This window comes from Bacillus sp. FSL W7-1360 (assembly GCF_038592975.1).
In the GTDB taxonomy this organism is placed as follows: domain Bacteria; phylum Bacillota; class Bacilli; order Bacillales; family Bacillaceae_D; genus Shouchella; species Shouchella lonarensis.
In genome coordinates this window covers 1,300,161-1,316,397 of the sequence record NZ_CP151950.1, presented here as the reverse complement: position 1 = coordinate 1,316,397, position 16,237 = coordinate 1,300,161, and the positions used below count along the sequence as shown (strand labels likewise).

Annotated in this window: 18 protein-coding genes; 11 read left to right on the top strand and 7 right to left on the bottom strand. The window is 42.8% G+C overall.

Features of this window, described 5'->3' with window-relative positions:
* Positions 1–14 precede the first annotated feature (14 nt).
* The 7 genes from qcrB to NSQ26_RS06510 all read left to right on the top strand — a co-directional run bounded on the left by qcrB (position 15) and on the right by NSQ26_RS06510 (position 5,620).
* Positions 15–686, top strand: coding sequence for a menaquinol-cytochrome c reductase cytochrome b subunit (qcrB, locus tag NSQ26_RS06540; protein ID WP_090775589.1), 672 nt, complete (start codon positions 15–17; stop codon positions 684–686).
* Between the two features lie 27 nt (positions 687–713).
* On the top strand, positions 714–1,496 hold the full coding sequence (locus tag NSQ26_RS06535) for a menaquinol-cytochrome c reductase cytochrome b/c subunit (protein WP_090775590.1): 783 nt from the start codon (positions 714–716) through the stop codon (positions 1,494–1,496).
* A 60-nt stretch (positions 1,497–1,556) separates the two neighbouring features.
* On the top strand, positions 1,557–2,168 hold the full coding sequence (locus NSQ26_RS06530) for a DUF1405 domain-containing protein (protein WP_499719841.1): 612 nt from the start codon (positions 1,557–1,559) through the stop codon (positions 2,166–2,168).
* A gap of 108 nt (positions 2,169–2,276) precedes the next feature.
* Complete coding sequence (locus tag NSQ26_RS06525) at positions 2,277–3,053, top strand: sporulation protein YpjB (RefSeq protein WP_499719839.1); 777 nt, start codon at positions 2,277–2,279, stop codon at positions 3,051–3,053.
* Between the two features lie 204 nt (positions 3,054–3,257).
* Positions 3,258–4,154, top strand: coding sequence for a DUF6612 family protein (locus NSQ26_RS06520; RefSeq protein WP_499719838.1), 897 nt, complete (start codon positions 3,258–3,260; stop codon positions 4,152–4,154).
* Between the two features lie 76 nt (positions 4,155–4,230).
* Positions 4,231–5,448 (top strand): DUF418 domain-containing protein, encoded by a 1,218-nt coding sequence (locus NSQ26_RS06515; protein WP_499719836.1) that lies wholly within the window; start codon positions 4,231–4,233, stop codon positions 5,446–5,448.
* Positions 5,441–5,620 carry a hypothetical protein gene (locus NSQ26_RS06510; RefSeq protein WP_499719834.1) on the top strand — a complete coding sequence of 60 codons (180 nt, stop codon included), beginning with the start codon at positions 5,441–5,443 and terminating at the stop codon, positions 5,618–5,620. Before NSQ26_RS06515 ends, NSQ26_RS06510 begins: the two co-directional genes overlap by 8 nt.
* A 49-nt stretch (positions 5,621–5,669) precedes the next feature.
* On the opposite strand, the gene NSQ26_RS06505 is transcribed toward NSQ26_RS06510, so the two are convergent.
* Positions 5,670–6,851, bottom strand: a complete 1,182-nt coding sequence (locus NSQ26_RS06505) for a GNAT family N-acetyltransferase (RefSeq protein ID WP_090775595.1) — start codon at positions 6,849–6,851, stop codon at positions 5,670–5,672.
* Positions 6,852–7,219: 368 nt separating this feature from the next.
* Between NSQ26_RS06505 and NSQ26_RS06500 the strand changes: the two genes are divergently transcribed.
* Entirely contained in the window at positions 7,220–7,972 is a 753-nt protein-coding gene (locus tag NSQ26_RS06500) for a type II toxin-antitoxin system SpoIISA family toxin (protein ID WP_090775596.1), read from the top strand.
* A gap of 77 nt (positions 7,973–8,049) precedes the next feature.
* The gene (locus NSQ26_RS06495) at positions 8,050–8,196 is read left to right on the top strand and encodes a hypothetical protein (RefSeq protein ID WP_176763848.1); all 147 of its coding nucleotides are present in this window, start codon (positions 8,050–8,052) and stop codon (positions 8,194–8,196) included.
* Positions 8,197–8,351: 155 nt separating this feature from the next.
* Here NSQ26_RS06495 and NSQ26_RS06490 read toward each other — a convergent pair whose 3' ends face one another.
* On the bottom strand, positions 8,352–9,833 hold the full coding sequence (locus NSQ26_RS06490; protein WP_499719832.1) for a YncE family protein: 1,482 nt from the start codon (positions 9,831–9,833) through the stop codon (positions 8,352–8,354).
* Between the two features lie 122 nt (positions 9,834–9,955).
* Here NSQ26_RS06490 and NSQ26_RS06485 point away from each other — a divergent pair, with 122 nt between their 5' ends.
* Together NSQ26_RS06485 and NSQ26_RS06480 are read left to right on the top strand one after the other, a co-directional pair.
* Positions 9,956–10,969, top strand: a complete 1,014-nt coding sequence (locus tag NSQ26_RS06485; RefSeq protein WP_499719831.1) for a S66 family peptidase — start codon at positions 9,956–9,958, stop codon at positions 10,967–10,969.
* Positions 10,970–10,997: 28 nt separating this feature from the next.
* Positions 10,998–11,717 carry a YebC/PmpR family DNA-binding transcriptional regulator gene (locus tag NSQ26_RS06480; RefSeq protein WP_499719830.1) on the top strand — a complete coding sequence of 240 codons (720 nt, stop codon included), beginning with the start codon at positions 10,998–11,000 and terminating at the stop codon, positions 11,715–11,717.
* 110 nt (positions 11,718–11,827) lie between these two features.
* Here the strand turns inward: NSQ26_RS06480 and NSQ26_RS06475 are convergent, their stop codons facing one another.
* The 5 genes from NSQ26_RS06475 to NSQ26_RS06455 form a co-directional block, all read right to left on the bottom strand.
* Complete coding sequence (locus NSQ26_RS06475; RefSeq protein ID WP_499719829.1) at positions 11,828–12,274, bottom strand: ASCH domain-containing protein; 447 nt, start codon at positions 12,272–12,274, stop codon at positions 11,828–11,830.
* 2 nt (positions 12,275–12,276) lie between these two features.
* On the bottom strand, positions 12,277–12,954 hold the full coding sequence (gene bshB2 / locus NSQ26_RS06470; RefSeq protein ID WP_499719828.1) for a bacillithiol biosynthesis deacetylase BshB2: 678 nt from the start codon (positions 12,952–12,954) through the stop codon (positions 12,277–12,279).
* Positions 12,951–13,325, bottom strand: a complete 375-nt coding sequence (locus tag NSQ26_RS06465) for a YojF family protein (protein ID WP_499719826.1) — start codon at positions 13,323–13,325, stop codon at positions 12,951–12,953. The genes bshB2 and NSQ26_RS06465 overlap by 4 nt, the downstream gene beginning before the upstream one ends.
* Before the next feature lie 118 nt (positions 13,326–13,443).
* Positions 13,444–14,589: a S8 family peptidase gene (locus NSQ26_RS06460; protein ID WP_499719824.1), complete on the bottom strand. Its 1,146-nt coding sequence runs from the start codon at positions 14,587–14,589 to the stop codon at positions 13,444–13,446.
* 283 nt (positions 14,590–14,872) lie between these two features.
* A complete protein-coding gene (locus tag NSQ26_RS06455; protein ID WP_499719822.1) occupies positions 14,873–16,060 on the bottom strand; it encodes an MFS transporter in 1,188 nt (395 codons plus the stop codon).
* Between the last annotated feature and the right edge of the window lie 177 nt (positions 16,061–16,237).

Sequence of the window (16,237 nt, the reverse complement as noted above, 5' to 3'; positions counted from 1 at the left end):
GGGGGTGAATGTAAATGTTACAAAAGTTGTATGATTACATTGATGAGCGCCTCGATATTACACCGATGTGGCGTGATATTGCAGACCATGAAGTGCCAGAGCATGTGAATCCAGCGCATCACTTTTCCGCGTTTGTATATTGTTTTGGCGGATTAACGTTTTTTGTGACGGTCATTCAAATTTTATCAGGGATGTTTTTAACAATGTATTACGTACCAGATATTGTGAATGCGCATGCATCTGTATATTTTTTACAAAGTGAAGTTGCACAAGGTGTCATTGTGCGGGGGATGCATCACTGGGGTGCGAGTTTAGTGATCGTAATGATGTTTTTACATACGTTGCGCGTCTTTTTCACCGGTTCGTATAAGAAGCCGCGTGAATTGAACTGGGTTGTTGGTGTCCTAATCTTTTTTGTCATGCTTGGTCTAGGTTTGACAGGGTACTTATTACCATGGGATATGAAAGCGTACTTTGCAACGGTCGTAACGCTTGAGATTGCTGAGAGTGTGCCGCTCATCGGTGATTTTGCCAAAGCATTGCTTGCAGGGGGAGAAGTTGTTGGTGCAGCAACGTTAGCACGATTCTTTGCTATCCATGTCTTTTTCTTGCCAGCCGCGTTATTAGGTTTGCTAGGTGCACACTTTATTATGATTCGTCGTCAAGGGATTTCAGGACCATTGTAAAAGTCACAATAAGAAGGAGGTTTATTCATGCAACGAGGAAAAGGGATGAAATATGTTGGCGACTCGCGTGTGAAAGCGGAAGGGCGCATGCGTAATGTTCCTAAAGACTACTCAGAGTATCCAGGAAAAACAGAAGCATTCTGGCCAAACTTCTTACTAAAAGAGTGGATGGTTGGTGCGGTCTTTTTAATGGGTTTTCTCGTTTTAACATTGGCTCACCCAGCACCATTAGAGTCATTAGCGGATCCGTCTGATACGGGCTACATACCGCTTCCCGATTGGTATTTCTTATTTATGTATCAGCTATTGAAATATGAATTTGCATCGGGTGCGTATAATGTATTGGGAACGGTCGTCATTCCGGGAATCGCTTTCGGTGCATTGATGCTTGTACCTTGGTTAGATACATCGAAAGAACGTCGCCCGTATCGTCGTCCGATTGCAACATCACTCATGTTGTTAGGTGTAGCTTCCGTTGTTTTTCTAACGTGGGAGTCTGTTGCGCAACATGATTGGGAAGCAGCAGCAGAGCAAGGAAAGTTGCAAGAGCCTACGGACATAGATATGGAAGCACAAGGCTATGAGATTTATGCATCCCAACAATCTTGTATAGGTTGTCATGGTGATCAAATGACGGGTGGCGCAGGTGGTCCGAACTTGCTAGAAACGGAAAAAACACCCGAAGAAGTTATTGAGATCGTGAAGAACGGTCAAGGCGCGATGCCAGCTGACCAATTTGATGGCAATGATGAAGAACTAGAGATTTTAGCCGAGTATATTGCCAACCATGGTCAAAATCCAGAAGAATGATACCGAGGGCTACCTTCTGCTTTTTAGCAAGGGGGTAGCTTTTTTGTGAGGGGTGTAAGAATGTTTGCATATATGATTGGATTACTTGGCCATCGCTATAGTTTATGGGCATTACTTATGATCAATGGGCTTGGCACGATTTACGGTTACATGTGGTATTGGAAACAACTACAAGCAACGCCGCTTGCGTTCATTCCTTTTGTACCTGACAGCCCAACTGCCAGTTTGTTTTTTGTGCTCGTACTCATTGGGTGTTTACTCAATCGACATTGGGGACTATTACAGGCGTTCGCAGCAGTGACGCTCATAAAATATGGCGTTTGGGCAGTTGTCATGAATGTGTTTCAAGTGATAGAGGGGGCACCATTCCATTGGCAAATTTGGATGCTGACATTATCGCATGCAGGTATGGCGTTACAGGCACTGTTATTTATGCCGTTTTTTCGTATTAAAGGTTGGCATTTGATGGTCGTGTTCACGTGGGTCGTATTAAATGATGTAATGGATTACTTCTTTGACATGCATCCATGGTTGAGCAGTTATATTATGCCTTATATCGGACAAATTGGTTTGTTTACTTTTGGATTGAGCTTAGCTTCTGTTGCACTTGTTTATTTTTTACGGAGACCAGAACGAAGCGAGAAAACAGAAGCGCTGGACTCTGGTGACTGATTTTTGTATGCGACAATTTAAACGCGGGCTTCTGAATTCTAACCTTTGTAAAGTCATATCACTCCTTTTTTTCTCATAGGATGGAGAGAACGGAAGGGGGGACAAGTGATGCGTCAATGGTTAATTGGATTGATCTTGCTAATTCTTCTTATGGTGCCAATGGTGAATGCGGCGAATACCGCTAAGGATCATCAGGCATGGAAAGAATTAAATCATATTGCTAACCAAGTGTTGCAGTTAACGAATCAAGAAAAGTATGAAGAGGCAAAGCGGTTAATGTCGTTGTTCGCGGACACCTTTTTAGCACATGAGTTTCAAGAAGAGAATTGGACCATGTCGGTACTGCGAACATTTACGATGGCTTATGAAAATGCGTTACATGCATTAACTGCTGTGCAATTGCATCCTGACGAACGTCAAAGGCAAGTGATGTCATTTCGGCTAACCGTGGATGCGTTATCTAACCGAGGTCAGCCCCTTTGGTTGCATACAGAGAAAGACATGTTACAAAAGCTTGCAGCGCTGGCGGAGGCTATTGAGGTAGAGCAACAAACGTTTTACCATCGGGTCAACGAACTCACATCTTTTTATGAAATGATCCGTCCAGCACTCAAAGTGCAGTTGCCACAAGAGGATATCGGGCGCCTTGACGCAAATGTTACATTTCTTTCACATGAATCATTTACATTGGAACAAGCACCTGCACATATTGCAAAAATGAAGGAAGACTTTATAAAAGTGTATGAACAACAATCGCTTAGTCAGTTCGACCCATCGTTAATTGGTGTGATTGCGACCATCGGTGGTGCCGTATTCATCGCCTTAATGTATGCAGGTGTAAAAAAGTATCGAGCAGAGAAGCGGAAAGTAAAAGCAAAACAATAGCGATATGACGTTTTGACTTTCTTTTGTATCTCCTTTATAATAAGCTTACGTCATATGCTATTGTTTGGAAAGATTGGCGACAGCTGGTCTTTTTTATAAAGAATTTATAAAGCTTGTGTTACAAGTATTGTCTGTGACGCGTCTTTGCATTAAGATAGATTCAAGATGAATACATAGTTTCACACTGTGAAGGGGAGAAAAAAGTTGAAAAAAATATTCATGACAACAACCATATTTACAAGTATTGTTGCATTGGCAGCTTGTGGTGACAACGTCCCGACTGATGGTGAGAGAACAGCAAAAAAAGAAGGTAGTAATGCTTTAGACGCCGCAAGCATTTTAATGAAGTCTCAAGATGCAATGGAAGAGGTAAAAAATTTACAAATTAATACAGATGCGAAAGCGGAAGTAGGTATTGGTGAGGGTAAACCTGGCATGAGCATGGGGATTAATGCGTCACTTATACAAAATGTATCACTCGATCCGGCGGCGCTATATCAAGAAATGACCGCAAATGTTGTGGGAGAGGAAATAAAAAATGAGCAGTATGTGACGGACAAAGGCATCTATTTAAAAGATCAATGGACCGATCAATGGACGGTTGTTGAAGATGATGATGAAATGATGGAAATGACGCCATTTGATGGTTTTGATTACAGTGAGTACCTAGATGTTCTCGTTAAGTTTGTAAACTATCTTTCTTATGAAGAGAAAGAGGATGTTTATGTCGTAAAAATTGATGCAGTCGATGAAGCATTAGAGGAAATTGCAAAAGAATTTGATTTTGAAGAAGGTCTTTTAAATGATTCTGGGCTAACTAAAGAGGAGTTAGACGCCTTTTCGTTTTCGGACTTCTCGTTAGCGTTATCGATTAACAAAGACACGTTTATGCAGGAGCGCATTCAATTAGATATGAAGATGGAAGGAAAAGCAGACGAATTCACTTTCTCTGTGAACATGAATTCAGATAGCAAGTTATCAAAGTTTAATAAAGTCGATCAGATTGATGTCCCGCAAGATGTCATTGATGCAGCAATTCCTTTTTCTGAGTTGGAAGAGCAGCACGGAATGGGATTTGAAGATAATGGTGAAGGTGTATAATTCATGAATCATAGAGCCGCTAATTGTATTAGCGGCTCTACGTTTGAACTTAGCAGATAATGGAGAGGGGATATATATGAAAGAAACGGGGATTTCTTTGAATGAACGGATTCACACGCTCGATATCATCCGTGGTTTTGCGTTGTTTGGCATATTGCTCGCGAATATGATTTTTTTTAAGACGCTGGTGATGAATAAGAAAACATCCTATCTTGAAGTGGCAACAATTCCGGAAGACACGTTGGATGCAATCGCTACGCTATTCACTTCTTTTTTTGTGACCGGAAAGTTTTACCCTATGTTTTCGTTATTGTTTGGGTTGGGGTTTTACATTTTTTCAAAGCGACTTCTTGAAAAAGATTTATTACCTCAGTCATTATTTATACAACGTCTCCTGTTTCTACTCGTACTGGGGCTGGTGCATTTATCTTTTGTGTGGAGTGGCGATATTTTGTATACGTACGCATTAACAGGTTTGTTTTTACCACTCTTTTTCCATCGGCAGTTAAATACATTACGTCATTGGATTGTTTGGCTGCTACTCGGTACGTCTGTACTCACGTTTGGTCTCACATTCTTAATTGTTTTCGGTGTACACGTAGGTATTGATATGGATCCCGAATTAGTGGCTACTATGGAGGCGGCCGAACAAGTCGGGGCAGCGGTGATGAGCTCGGGAAATTATGTAGAGATTTTGCAATACCGGTTTTGGAATGAGTCGTTATGGAAGGTGTTTTTTGAACCTCTTGTCACGATACCAACCATCCTCCCGCTCTTTTTAATCGGTTTATACATGGGGAAAACGCGGATGTTTCAGGATGTGAAGGAGAACATGCGACGTTGGCGGATGTTACTTCTCATCTCAGCCTCTGTTGGATTGCCGTTGATAGCACTCCAGGGGATGTTGATGTATGATGTGTTTAGTCTAAATGTAGCGCTTACGTTCGGTGTGGTAGCCGCGCTACAACAAATTTCTGGTGTCGCCCTCATGCTAGTATATGTCTCATTGTTTGTATTGCTATTACAAAAAGACTGGCTCCAAAAGCTGTTCATGCCTCTTGCGGCCACAGGTCGGATGGCGCTCACAAATTATTTAATGCAATCGCTCGTCTGCACGACGATGTTTTACGGGTACGGCTTTGGTTTATTCGGTAAAGTATCGAGTAGTCAAGGTGTACTAATTGCATGTATCATCTTTGCTTGTCAAGTAATACTGAGCCACTTTTGTTTAAAGCGGTTCAAACAAGGTCCGATGGAAACATTGTGGCGGAAATGGACGTATCGCAATGCATAAAAGAAACGTTTTTCTTGTTGTATTCGCTGTAGCGGGTGTCCTAATTTTGAGCGCATGTACTTTCTTTGATCAAGAGGATGACTCTTCTCATCGCGACGATGGGCGCCCTGATTCTTATGTAGAACCGATTCCGGTTGAGAAAGTAGAAGAAGAAGTAATTCGTATCTCATGAAATACAATACACCGCCAAGATCCCATATGAGATCTCGGCGGTGTGTTGTTTAAAAGTAATCAGAGAACCATGGCTGGTTATCTGGAATGATGTTTTCTAAATATGCGACATGGTCATCATCTGCATGCAGTCGACCAATTTCTTTTAAATCTGAGGCGCGCTTATAATTAAGAAGCATCGTCACAAGTGTTTGGACATCCGTCTGTACGTCTGCTTTGTCTGCAGAAAGGTCAGTCGCAGTCACGCACGTTTCTTCGTCAAAAGAAATGTTGAATGTACCATTATTCCATTCAAGCATTGGATCGGTGACATGCATTGTAAACGATTCAGTTGCATGCTTTGTAAATGGAAAGGCAGATAAGAATGCTTGCACATCGACAATCCGCGCCATATAGTAAGGAGAAATCTTTTCTTCGATCTCACTATCTTCTAGGAAAAAGGACAACGGTTCATTAGTAAAGATTTTCCCTTTAATATGATATACCATTGAAAAGTGGGCACGGATAAAGTTCCAAATTCCTCTACGTGCTTCTTCATTGATAAAAATCATTTCTTTTACATAGAAGGTTTCGTTTTCAACTTTATAATACATATAACCAGTTGGTGTGTCATGAGCATCATAGTAGATGCAAGCAGTTAGTTCGTCTTTTTCCCATTTGAAATGCTCAACCCAAGCAAGGTCATTACGAATCATTGCGGCATTTTCTTTATGTGAGAAGTGTTTGTATGCCGTACGAATATCTTTATGATCAAAATCGACACGTTCAATGCGACCGGGGACTTCATACGCCTTTGGTAATTGTGTGTCTCGAACCGAGTAGGAGATGACATCAGAAATGATTTCCCAGCCTTTTTTCCGGTAATAGGGAATGGAGTATGGAAATAAATAAGAAATGGTTTGCCCTCGAGCCCTCATAGAAGTGAGGCTCTCTTTCATTAAATCATTCATTAATCCGAGACTAGCATACTCTGGATAAGTACCAACACCTGTTACGCCACCCATTTTAAAGGCACGTCCATGTATGTTGACACTAAATGGGTATACGGCAATTTGTGAGATGAGTTTGTTATCTGAAAACCAGCCAATCACATCGCAAGACTTGATAATGGGTTTCTTCCATTCAAGCATTTGACGAGCACCAATTTGAGAAACATCTTGATTGGTGACTTGAAAGACATAATTTAATAAGTCGATTGAATCCTGCATATGCGCTTCTCCTACACGCCGCATTTCCAAAGCATCTTTTCGTTTTCGACTGCTATTGCTACTGTCCATCATATCCCTGACTTTCTGTAAGTGATTATTGGTTATTTTAACGAATAAAGTGTGCATCGTCAAATCATATGTTTTACACAGAGAAAATGTGCATTCTTTTCTAAAAAAATGTACTGATTGATCATGAGCGAACATACATTTGTGGAAAGGGAGATGACTCGATTTGTAGAGATATGTATTTGCCGAGGTAGTTCAAACACGATCTTCTCCTAGGATCAAAAATTTTATGGGCGTTTATTGCCGATTTTAGTTGTGAAACAAGCCTATTTTTACATCTTTGTTCATACATTGTATAAAACGCATAGGAAAGGGGGCACAGAGCGATGCTGTTATTGTATCAAATCATTGTATGGGTAACGGTTTTGGGGCTATCCTTTTACGTATTCGCTTCATGGAGATGGGAAGAAAAGACAAGAAAAAAGTTAGGCGTCATACGGAAAATATGGTATGCCTTATTTATTGTCGGTGCAGCACTGGCATGGACACTTCATCCTTATAGTTTATTTGATCGTTGGCATCATTACGTCATTGTAGCATGTGTCTTCGTTATTATCGATGCGTTCATTTTTTTGAGTGCATATATCCAAAGAATTGGCTCAAGTTTGTTTACAATTGATACAGGTCACTTAATTGAACAAAATGACCAAGTGCTTGGTATGCAGCGGAATAAGCTGAAGGCATTTTTTCGATTATTAAAAAATGATGCCATCAACGTCTATTTTGGTGGTCAACGTGCATATATTACCGGTGTGAGAGAAATCTTAACGAAGTTCGCGGAGAAGACGGAGATCGAAGCGAGCGTGTTTCCCTATATGACACAAGCGGATAAAGATCATGTGCTCCTACATTTTCGAGATCGTTCTGCTGTGGGCGCAACATTAGAACGACAAGATGTGTATTATGGTGATAAAGAAAAGCTTGTGTACATCCCGGTTATTTTGCAAGGAGAAAGTCATGTCATTAAACTGTCGTCTAATGAGCGATTGACAGAGTTTGATGCATTGTTGTTTGCTTCGCTTGTGGCGATCTATGATTTACTTTCATCGGGGAGTGAGGAGGATAGTGAAAACGCGTAATTGTGCTGGGAGGACTCACGAACTCAGGTTCATGCACATAGCATATCGTAAACAATTTTTGAGTGGGTGAGGCGTGAATGAAAAAGATGACGAAGAAATCAACAAATAGTGTACTTCCTGCATTTGTTGCTTCTCCGTTTACAGTCGATCTTCAAAAGAAAAATAAGGAGGCCATTCAACTATTTAAAAAGAAATGGCGCTGGAAAAAACGTGCACAAAAGTAGATGGCAGCCTCGGAAGTGAGCGAGTTTTAGGTCAGCACTTATAAAAAATTGGAGACCAAACGGTCTCCAATTTTTTATGGTTTTTCGAATTACTTGGATGCATATTGCGTGTGCAAGGCTTTCGTTCTAAAATATGAGTAAGGTTGTTTAAATGTTCAATTTACAGCGATCCCTGCTGGACCTGCTCCTACTAAAAATGTACCAATGATTGAATTCGAAGTGGTTTCAAATACGGTGATTTCATTGTCCCAAAAACGTGTAACATATCCGAGGGCACCGTCAGAGGTAATAGCGAGACCAAAGGATTCACTGGCAGAGATGGTTTGCACGATTGCATTTGTTGCTGTGTCAATGACTGAAACGACAGGGGCTAACGCATGTGTTACGTATGCACGTGTGCCGTCAGGTGTGATTGTGACAGAAGAAGGACTGTCACCAACAATGACTGTCGCGACAACCATGTTGCTTGCGGTCTCAATGACTGAGACGGAATGATCATTGTTTATATCGGTTGCAAAGTTTGTCACATACGCATACGCACCATTGGGTGTAACTGCGACACTAGAAGGGAATTCACCGACGGTAATGTGGTCAGTCACTGTATTTGACGCGGTTTCAATGACAGCAACACTGTCTCCAGCCCCATCCGTTACATATACATGTGCCCCGTCCGGTGTGATATCGATCCCTATCGCCCCACTAACAGAGATGGTTTCAGTGATCGTATAGGTGATTGTGTCAACGACATATACAGTGTCTGTATTAGGACTAGTGATATACGCATACGCGCCATTTGGGGTGATCGCAGCAAAGTGTGGGTTTGCCATAAGAATGGTGGCGACAACGGTGTTGCTGTTGACATCTATGACGGAAGTTGAATTGTCGCCAGAGTTCGGGACGTAGGCATTGTTTTTATCTGGGGTGAGGGCGATATGAAAAGGGCTTTCCCCAACAGGAACGGTGTTGATGATATTTCCTGAAACGGATTCAATGACTGAAACATCGTGTGTGCCAGCATTTGTCACATATAATAAAGATTGTGAAGGATCGCCATGGCAATCAGGTAATACAAAGGAACCTGTTAATTGTATGAGGGTGTTACCTCCAGGAGACGGTGTGGTGTCAATTTGAATACTGTTCGGATCTACTTCGATTAAATGAAAGTTTGGGCATGGGACCGGTGCGTATTCACTTGTGTAACAAACGACTTGATCCATACATACTTGCCCAAATTGACTGAGTGATGCACCGGTGCTCCCGCCACCTGGCGCGACGATCGGTCCTAGACTTACAAGAAAAGATAAATTGCCAACGACGCGTAATTTCCGGATTGTTGTTGTTGCGGCAAGCACATCGTCGTTGCAAGGGCTGTCAACCTCGGTTTCAATGGTGCACGGTTCAGACGTACATTGCAAACAATTGGTTTGGAATGTAAACACAGGTGTAGGGGCTGGATCCATAGGGAGTTGGAAAGGGCTTTGTAATAGAAATTCTACTTGAAAAGGGACTTCTAGTTGACAAGGCTCTTCGCAAACAGGAAGGGCAGCTGTTGTAGATATATTTTCTGGTCGACGGAGGTGAGCTGATTTTGATTGTTGGGCTAAAAATGATGATAAAGGACGTTTTTCTTCGAGCATTTTGGACACTCCTTTAAGGTTTTGGTCATTTCCACCTTATGCATATGTCAATATAGATTGCCCCAGACCAAAATTGGCGCCCAATTTAAGTGAGAACATGACAATCAGAGAGGACAGATACGATGATTCGCTATCCAGTTTTCCAGCAATGTGAAAAAGTGGCAGTGACGGCACCATCTTCAGGTGTTGAGCCTGAATTACACCATCTAATTACTAAAGGAATCGCTCGTATGGAGGAGCGCGGTTTTCGCGTTGTCGTTGGCGACACGACGTGGACGCAAGTAAAAGCAAAATCGGCACCTGCACCTACCCGTGCAACCGAACTACAGAAATTTTTGCAAGACGAGGAAATTGGGTTGATCATACCACCGTGGGGCGGATTTTTGTTGATTGAAATTTTGCCATACCTTTCATTTGAAAACATATCGCCAAAATGGATTCTTGGCTATTCAGATACGAGTGTGTTATTACTCGCATTAACGTTAAAGACAGGCATTGCGACAGCGCAAGGCACGAACTTTGTCGATGTGCGGGGAGAGGTAATGGATGAGACGACCGCGCGCTTTCTCGATGTATTACAAACAAGGAGAGGAGAAGAAGTGACGCAAATAGCATCGCCATTTTTCCAAACGGAGTGGCAATTTGACAACCCAACGCCGCATATCTTTCATTTGACGAAACAAACGGAGTGGAAGACGATTTCAGGTGCGCCATTTGATTGTACTGGTCGATTACTTGGAGGCTGTATTGATGTTATCCGCCATTTAATTGGCACGCCATTTGGGGATGTGGCTTATTTCCAGCAACATTTTATTGATGGAGAACCCATTTTATGGCACTTTGAGAACTGTGATCTTAAGACAGATGATTTGCGCCGCACACTCGTGCAAATGCGTTTAGCAGGTTGGTTCGAACATTGTGTTGGTATTGCTTTTGGACGCAGTCCTGCAAATGATCCGGTCGAAGGTTATAAGATTGAAGATGTATACAAAGACCTATCAGATGAACTAGGTGTGCCGGTTGCGTATGACTTAGACTGGGGGCACCAGCCACCGCAGTTGACGCTTGTTAACGGGGCGCGTGCACGTCTCGTTGTCGAAGGTGGTACTGGAAAACTAACACAATCATTTGTTTAAAAAAGACGGTTGAAAGAGAGTGAGAGACATGGGGAGAAAATGGAACAATATTAAGGAGAAGAAGGCGGCGAAAGACGCGAATACAAGCCGGGTTTATGCAAAATTTGGGCGTGAGATTTATGTAGCTGCTAAAAGTGGAGAACCAGATCCAGCGTTAAATCAAACGTTAAGATTCGTTTTGGAAAGAGCGAAAACATATGATGTACCGAAAACCATTATTGACCGGGCGATTGAAAAAGCAAAAGGGGGCACTGAGGAAAACTATGTAGAACGGCGTTACGAAGGGTTTGGTCCAAACGGATCCATGGTTATCGTTGATGCACTCACAAACAATGTGAACCGCACCGCCTCAGATGTACGAGCGGCTTTTGGGAAGAATGGCGGCAATATGGGCGTCAGTGGCGCTGTTGCCTACATGTTTGATCCGGTGGCGGTTATTGGCTTCCAAGGTATGACAGTAGAGACGGCTCTAGATATGTTGTTAGAGCAGGACATTGATGCCAAAGATGTGTTAGAAGAAGAGGACATGGTCATTGTTTATGCTGATCCGGGACAATTCCAAGCAGTGCAAGCAGCGTGTAAAGAAGCAGGCGTGACCGAATTTGTGGTTGCGGAACTGGCAATGTTGGCACAGTCGGAAGTAACGCTCTCTCCTGATGCACGCAAACAGTTTGAGCAGATGGTCGATGCGTTAGAAGCGTTAGAGGATGTGCAGCAAGTATATCATAATGTGGCTTTGGAAGAGTGAAATAGGCGACCATTTGGGTTGTGACAACTGTTTCTACTAGGAGTGACGTCGTAATTCAATGAAATGGTAAGCAGTGATACAAGTAGAGTGTGAAAAAGGAAAGAGACATGTCATTTGTGTGCATGTCTCTTTTCAATCAGATGCTGAAGTCCCACTTGTACATTTTCGTCAAGTTTTACCCAGATCACTGCACCGGTTGGATGGATATACGGTAATGGTGAGGGGAGTTTGTATGGGGTAGTAAGTTGCCATGCATACGTTCGTTTGTATGGAAGAGATGTTTCTTTCTCATTTGTGTTGCCATAGGAGATACTTATACGATTGTACGTGTGAAGATCAAGCGGACCAGTCACATTGACTAAGTGGACGACACCGGCAATGGTACCGGTCCCGCTTGGAATGATGGCGATCGGTCCCCTTATTTTTGTGTTCGTTCCGCGTATTTCAATGCTTTTTTGGCCTGACAAAATCATGCTTGCCCATGGTTCGCGAACTATGAGACCGTGAGTAATTGGTTCTGTGTATGTGTGAAACAACGGCAATTGTGCATCTATCATGATCAATCTCCTTCTGTAAATGGAAACGTCCAAAAGCGTTCGTATGCAATCCGCTGTACAGCTTCTGGCACCCCGGCGTAGTAAGCGGATTCTAAATCTGGCAATGTCCATGCAAGTTGCGATGCATGGGCACGTAATGCGTTTAATTTCACATCTGCATAACGGGACACATCATGAACGACATCAGCTTTGCCAATGTCTGCTTCGTGGTTGTTAGAAAAGGCGACCGCATGGAAGGTTGGGCGGTCAGACATAGGGATTTCTTGTAAGGCATCAGCGACTGCGCGACCCGTCGTATCATGATCAGGGTGCACCGCATAACCAGGATAAAAAGAAATGACAAGGGAAGGAGAAAGCTCGGCAACAAGCTGTAATACAAGGTTTTTTAATACTTCAAGCGGCTCGAATTCTAACGTTTTATCACGAAAACCCATCATTCGGACATCAGAAATGCCCATCACTTTGGAAGCTGCTTGCAATTCTTTGCGACGAATATGCGGTAAAGACTCGCGTGTGGCTACGGGAGGGTTCCCTAAATTGCGCCCCATTTCACCGAGTGTTAAGCACGCATAGGTTACTGGCGTGCCTGCCACAACATGGGCGCGAATTGTTCCTGCGGCAGCAAAGGCTTCATCATCTGGATGAGGGAAAATGACAAGTACATGTCGTTCTGATCTCATGGTGTAATCCTCCTCTCACATGAAGTTGGAAACGGGATCGGACTTAGCTGAAAAGCGATCGCAAGCTTCCCACTATGATCGAGTCCAGCTAGTAAAAGGCGGTTATGTTGATCAATCTCATAATGGGTCAGTCCTTCGCCGTACACCCAACCGATGTCTAATTTTAAACCGACACGATAAGGGCCTGTGCCGGTAATTTTTCCATGTGAGTATGTAATATGAGCGTTTCGAATATACGCACTGGCAGAGAAAAATGATTCATCGACATGCGATGCGTAAGCGCCGTTTGTTGTCTCTAAATGCAAATATATAGGTGTATCAATAAATGTCTCGAGGTATGTTTGTACTTTTTCACGGCAAATGAGATCCAAGGGTATTCCCCCCCTAATGAATAATACCATTTTTATTATATTATACGTGGAGATGGCATGGCGCGCAATAAACAGGGGCTCCGAAGAACCCCAATGTGTGATCTACAAATTTGTTTCACTACCGTGTTGCGCGATCAGCATTAAGTAAACCATATCCATATTCAAATCGAGACCGGAGAGAATCCGCCTCTGTGAGCAACCCCATCTCAATTTGGCTCGCTGTCCATGCCGGATGCTTCTCTTTCAACAGTGCTGCAGCGCCTGTAACAGCTGGCGTTGCCATAGAAGTGCCGGATGCACGCACGTAGGAGCCGTCTAAGTAAGTGCTAAGTACGTCCACACCAGGCGCAACGATGTCCAAACCAGAGCCATACTGTGAGAAGCTAGCACGGCGGTTGTTTTCGTCAACGGCACCGACAGAGAGTACAGATAGATAGCGGGCTGGATAAGATACGAAAGGATGGCCGTCATTGCCACTTGCTGCGACAACAAGCACATCATTTTCACGTGCGGCATCAACGGCTGCTTCTAATGTGCGGGAGGGGGCATTACTGCCTAGACTTAAATTGACAATATCCATATCATTTTCGATTGCCCATTCAATGCCTTGGATGACGACACTTGTAAGAGCCGAGCCAGCGCTACCTAAAACATTGACAGCATATAGGTCAGCGTCAGGAGCAACGCCTACAACACCAATATGATTATCACGGGCCGCAATTGTCCCTGCGACATGAGTGCCATGTCCGTTTTTATCGGTGTAACTTTCCCCATCTATAAAGCTGACCCCACCAGCAATGCGTAGATCAGGATGGTTGGCAATGCCAGTATCTAGTACGGCTACTTTGACTCCTTCACCAGAAAGGTCGCGCCGATGAGCTGCAGGTGCCCCAATTTGCATGATATTTTCTGGGGTTGTTTGACGCGAAATCGTCATGAGTGCATCTTTTTCAACATAGGAAACGCCACCAGCTTCTTGTAGCTTACGCGCCTCTTCAGCGGTTAGGCTCGCGACAACAGCCGGTGTCTCTTGATATGTGTGCGATACTGAAAAGTTCGTCATTTCATTAACAGAAAAAACACCTTCTCCAGGGTTTTCCATCATGTCTACAAATCCTTCTAGTGCTTGATCATTCTGAAAACCGATAAAGTAGCTTTCTTTTTTCTCCTCTGCAGCAGATGCAAAGGTAGCTGATCCTACGGCGAACAATGTGGCAGAAATAAGACAGAACAATTTTTTCTTTTTCATAATAAAAATATTCACTCTCCTATTGTGGTTGTTCTTCAAAAGTTGGCACTATTTTGGCGTTGTGTCAACTTGATGAACCCCATGTGTTTTTATCTGAATAGACTACAATATAGCATAAGATCGAGCGGCAGGTAATTGGGAAAATGCCTCTATACAGATAGGTGAACTTTGTTTTAATGACAAGTTTTTTGTCGCCTGTATATATGATGAAGGAACACGATAAAGGGGGAATTGTTTTGATAGGAGGTTGGGAAAAAGTTGTGGACGCCCATGCGTTGGCGTCCACCGAGTAAAAAAGTTATGCGTGCATGTTTTCTTTTCTTTGTGGTTTTCTTTGCCATACAAAAGCAAATGTTGTGGTGATGGCCATAACGACAAACCCTAGTAAAAAAGGAGAGTAAATATGTACGTCATAGAAAATGCCAGCAATAACTGGACCGGCAACGTTGCCAATGCTCATATACGCATTGTTCATGCCCATCGCAAACCCTTGCTCATTCCCTGCAAGCTTTGAAATGAGTGTTGTAATGACTGGACGTAAAATAGATGTAGCTAAGAAAATAAAGAGCGTCACAACAAAAAATAGCGTATAGGTCGAGGCAAATAAAGATAATAAAAAGCCTACGGTTGTTACTGCTAAAAAGTACGTAAGGGTACGTCGTTCACCAAATCTACGAACAAGTCGATCGACGACAAACAGTTGTACAATGACGCCGATGAGACCCGTTGATGTGATCATTAAGGCAATTTGTTTTGGTGTTGCCCCAAATTGATTATCAACAAATAAGCTTAGAACAGACTCATAAGCAAGCAAGCCGAAACTCATAACGAGCGTAAGGATGAGTGGGATAAAGTAAGGTTTTCTCACGCTTTGAGCAATTTTTTTAACCATGGAGTCGGTGGATGATTCTCTACTGTTTGTCGTAGGTTGTGTACTTTCTTTCAAAACGATCATGGAGAATAAAACAGCGACAACAGACAAGAGTGCTGATGCGAGCAACGGAGCCCTTACACCAAAATCAGCAAAGAAACCACCAATACCGGGTCCGACAACGATCCCCAATGAGATGGAGGCTGAAATGAGACTGTTTCCGCGCGCTCGTTGTTCAATCGTTGTAATATCCGCAATGTAAGCAAAGATGGCGGGAATGAGTAGGGCGGCACCGATACCACCAATGATACGCGATACATAAACAATCCAAATGTTGTTTGAAAAGTAAAAGACAAACATCGATAGAGTTAAGAAAACAAGGCCGGCAATGATCATCTTTTTACGGCCATATTGATCAGCCCATTTGCCCGCGATTGGTGACATAAAAAATTGTGCTGCTGCAAAGAGGGCGATGATCAAACCTGCTGCTTTGCCTCCTTCACCAAGTCCCATCAAATATTCAGGTAAAATTGGAATGACGATCGCAAAGCTAGCGACAGCAATAAACATATTTATCATTAAAACAATCATTTTTTTACGTTGGTCTATCGTCAAAGTTGTTTCTCTCCTCGCTATAGTAAGATGTAACGATCTCAAATTGTATTATACAATTTAGTTAAACGAAATCACAAGCACAAAACTCATGTAAGAAAATCACCGCAGTGACGCTGCATTATGGTATGATAAATAAGGTTTTATTACACATAGGATGTTTAAGTGAAAGAGGAGACG

Excerpts from the sequence above, each read along its gene's own strand:
- NSQ26_RS06535 (WP_090775590.1), top strand. The coding sequence starts at position 714 with ATGCAACGAGGAAAAGGGATGAAATATGTTGGCGACTCGCGTGTGAAA.
- bshB2 (WP_499719828.1), bottom strand. The coding sequence starts at position 12,954 with ATGAGATCAGAACGACATGTACTTGTCATTTTCCCTCATCCAGATGAT.
- NSQ26_RS06500 (WP_090775596.1), top strand. The coding sequence starts at position 7,220 with ATGCTGTTATTGTATCAAATCATTGTATGGGTAACGGTTTTGGGGCTA.
- NSQ26_RS06490 (WP_499719832.1), bottom strand. The coding sequence starts at position 9,833 with ATGCTCGAAGAAAAACGTCCTTTATCATCATTTTTAGCCCAACAATCA.
- NSQ26_RS06505 (WP_090775595.1), bottom strand. The coding sequence starts at position 6,851 with ATGCGGCGTGTAGGAGAAGCGCATATGCAGGATTCAATCGACTTATTA.
- NSQ26_RS06525 (WP_499719839.1), top strand. The coding sequence starts at position 2,277 with ATGCGTCAATGGTTAATTGGATTGATCTTGCTAATTCTTCTTATGGTG.
- NSQ26_RS06480 (WP_499719830.1), top strand. The coding sequence starts at position 10,998 with ATGGGGAGAAAATGGAACAATATTAAGGAGAAGAAGGCGGCGAAAGAC.
- qcrB (WP_090775589.1), top strand. The coding sequence starts at position 15 with ATGTTACAAAAGTTGTATGATTACATTGATGAGCGCCTCGATATTACA.
- NSQ26_RS06495 (WP_176763848.1), top strand. The coding sequence starts at position 8,050 with ATGAAAAAGATGACGAAGAAATCAACAAATAGTGTACTTCCTGCATTT.
- NSQ26_RS06515 (WP_499719836.1), top strand. The coding sequence starts at position 4,231 with ATGAAAGAAACGGGGATTTCTTTGAATGAACGGATTCACACGCTCGAT.
- NSQ26_RS06510 (WP_499719834.1), top strand. The coding sequence starts at position 5,441 with ATGCATAAAAGAAACGTTTTTCTTGTTGTATTCGCTGTAGCGGGTGTC.
- NSQ26_RS06485 (WP_499719831.1), top strand. The coding sequence starts at position 9,956 with ATGATTCGCTATCCAGTTTTCCAGCAATGTGAAAAAGTGGCAGTGACG.
- NSQ26_RS06475 (WP_499719829.1), bottom strand. The coding sequence starts at position 12,274 with ATGATAGATGCACAATTGCCGTTGTTTCACACATACACAGAACCAATT.
- NSQ26_RS06530 (WP_499719841.1), top strand. The coding sequence starts at position 1,557 with ATGTTTGCATATATGATTGGATTACTTGGCCATCGCTATAGTTTATGG.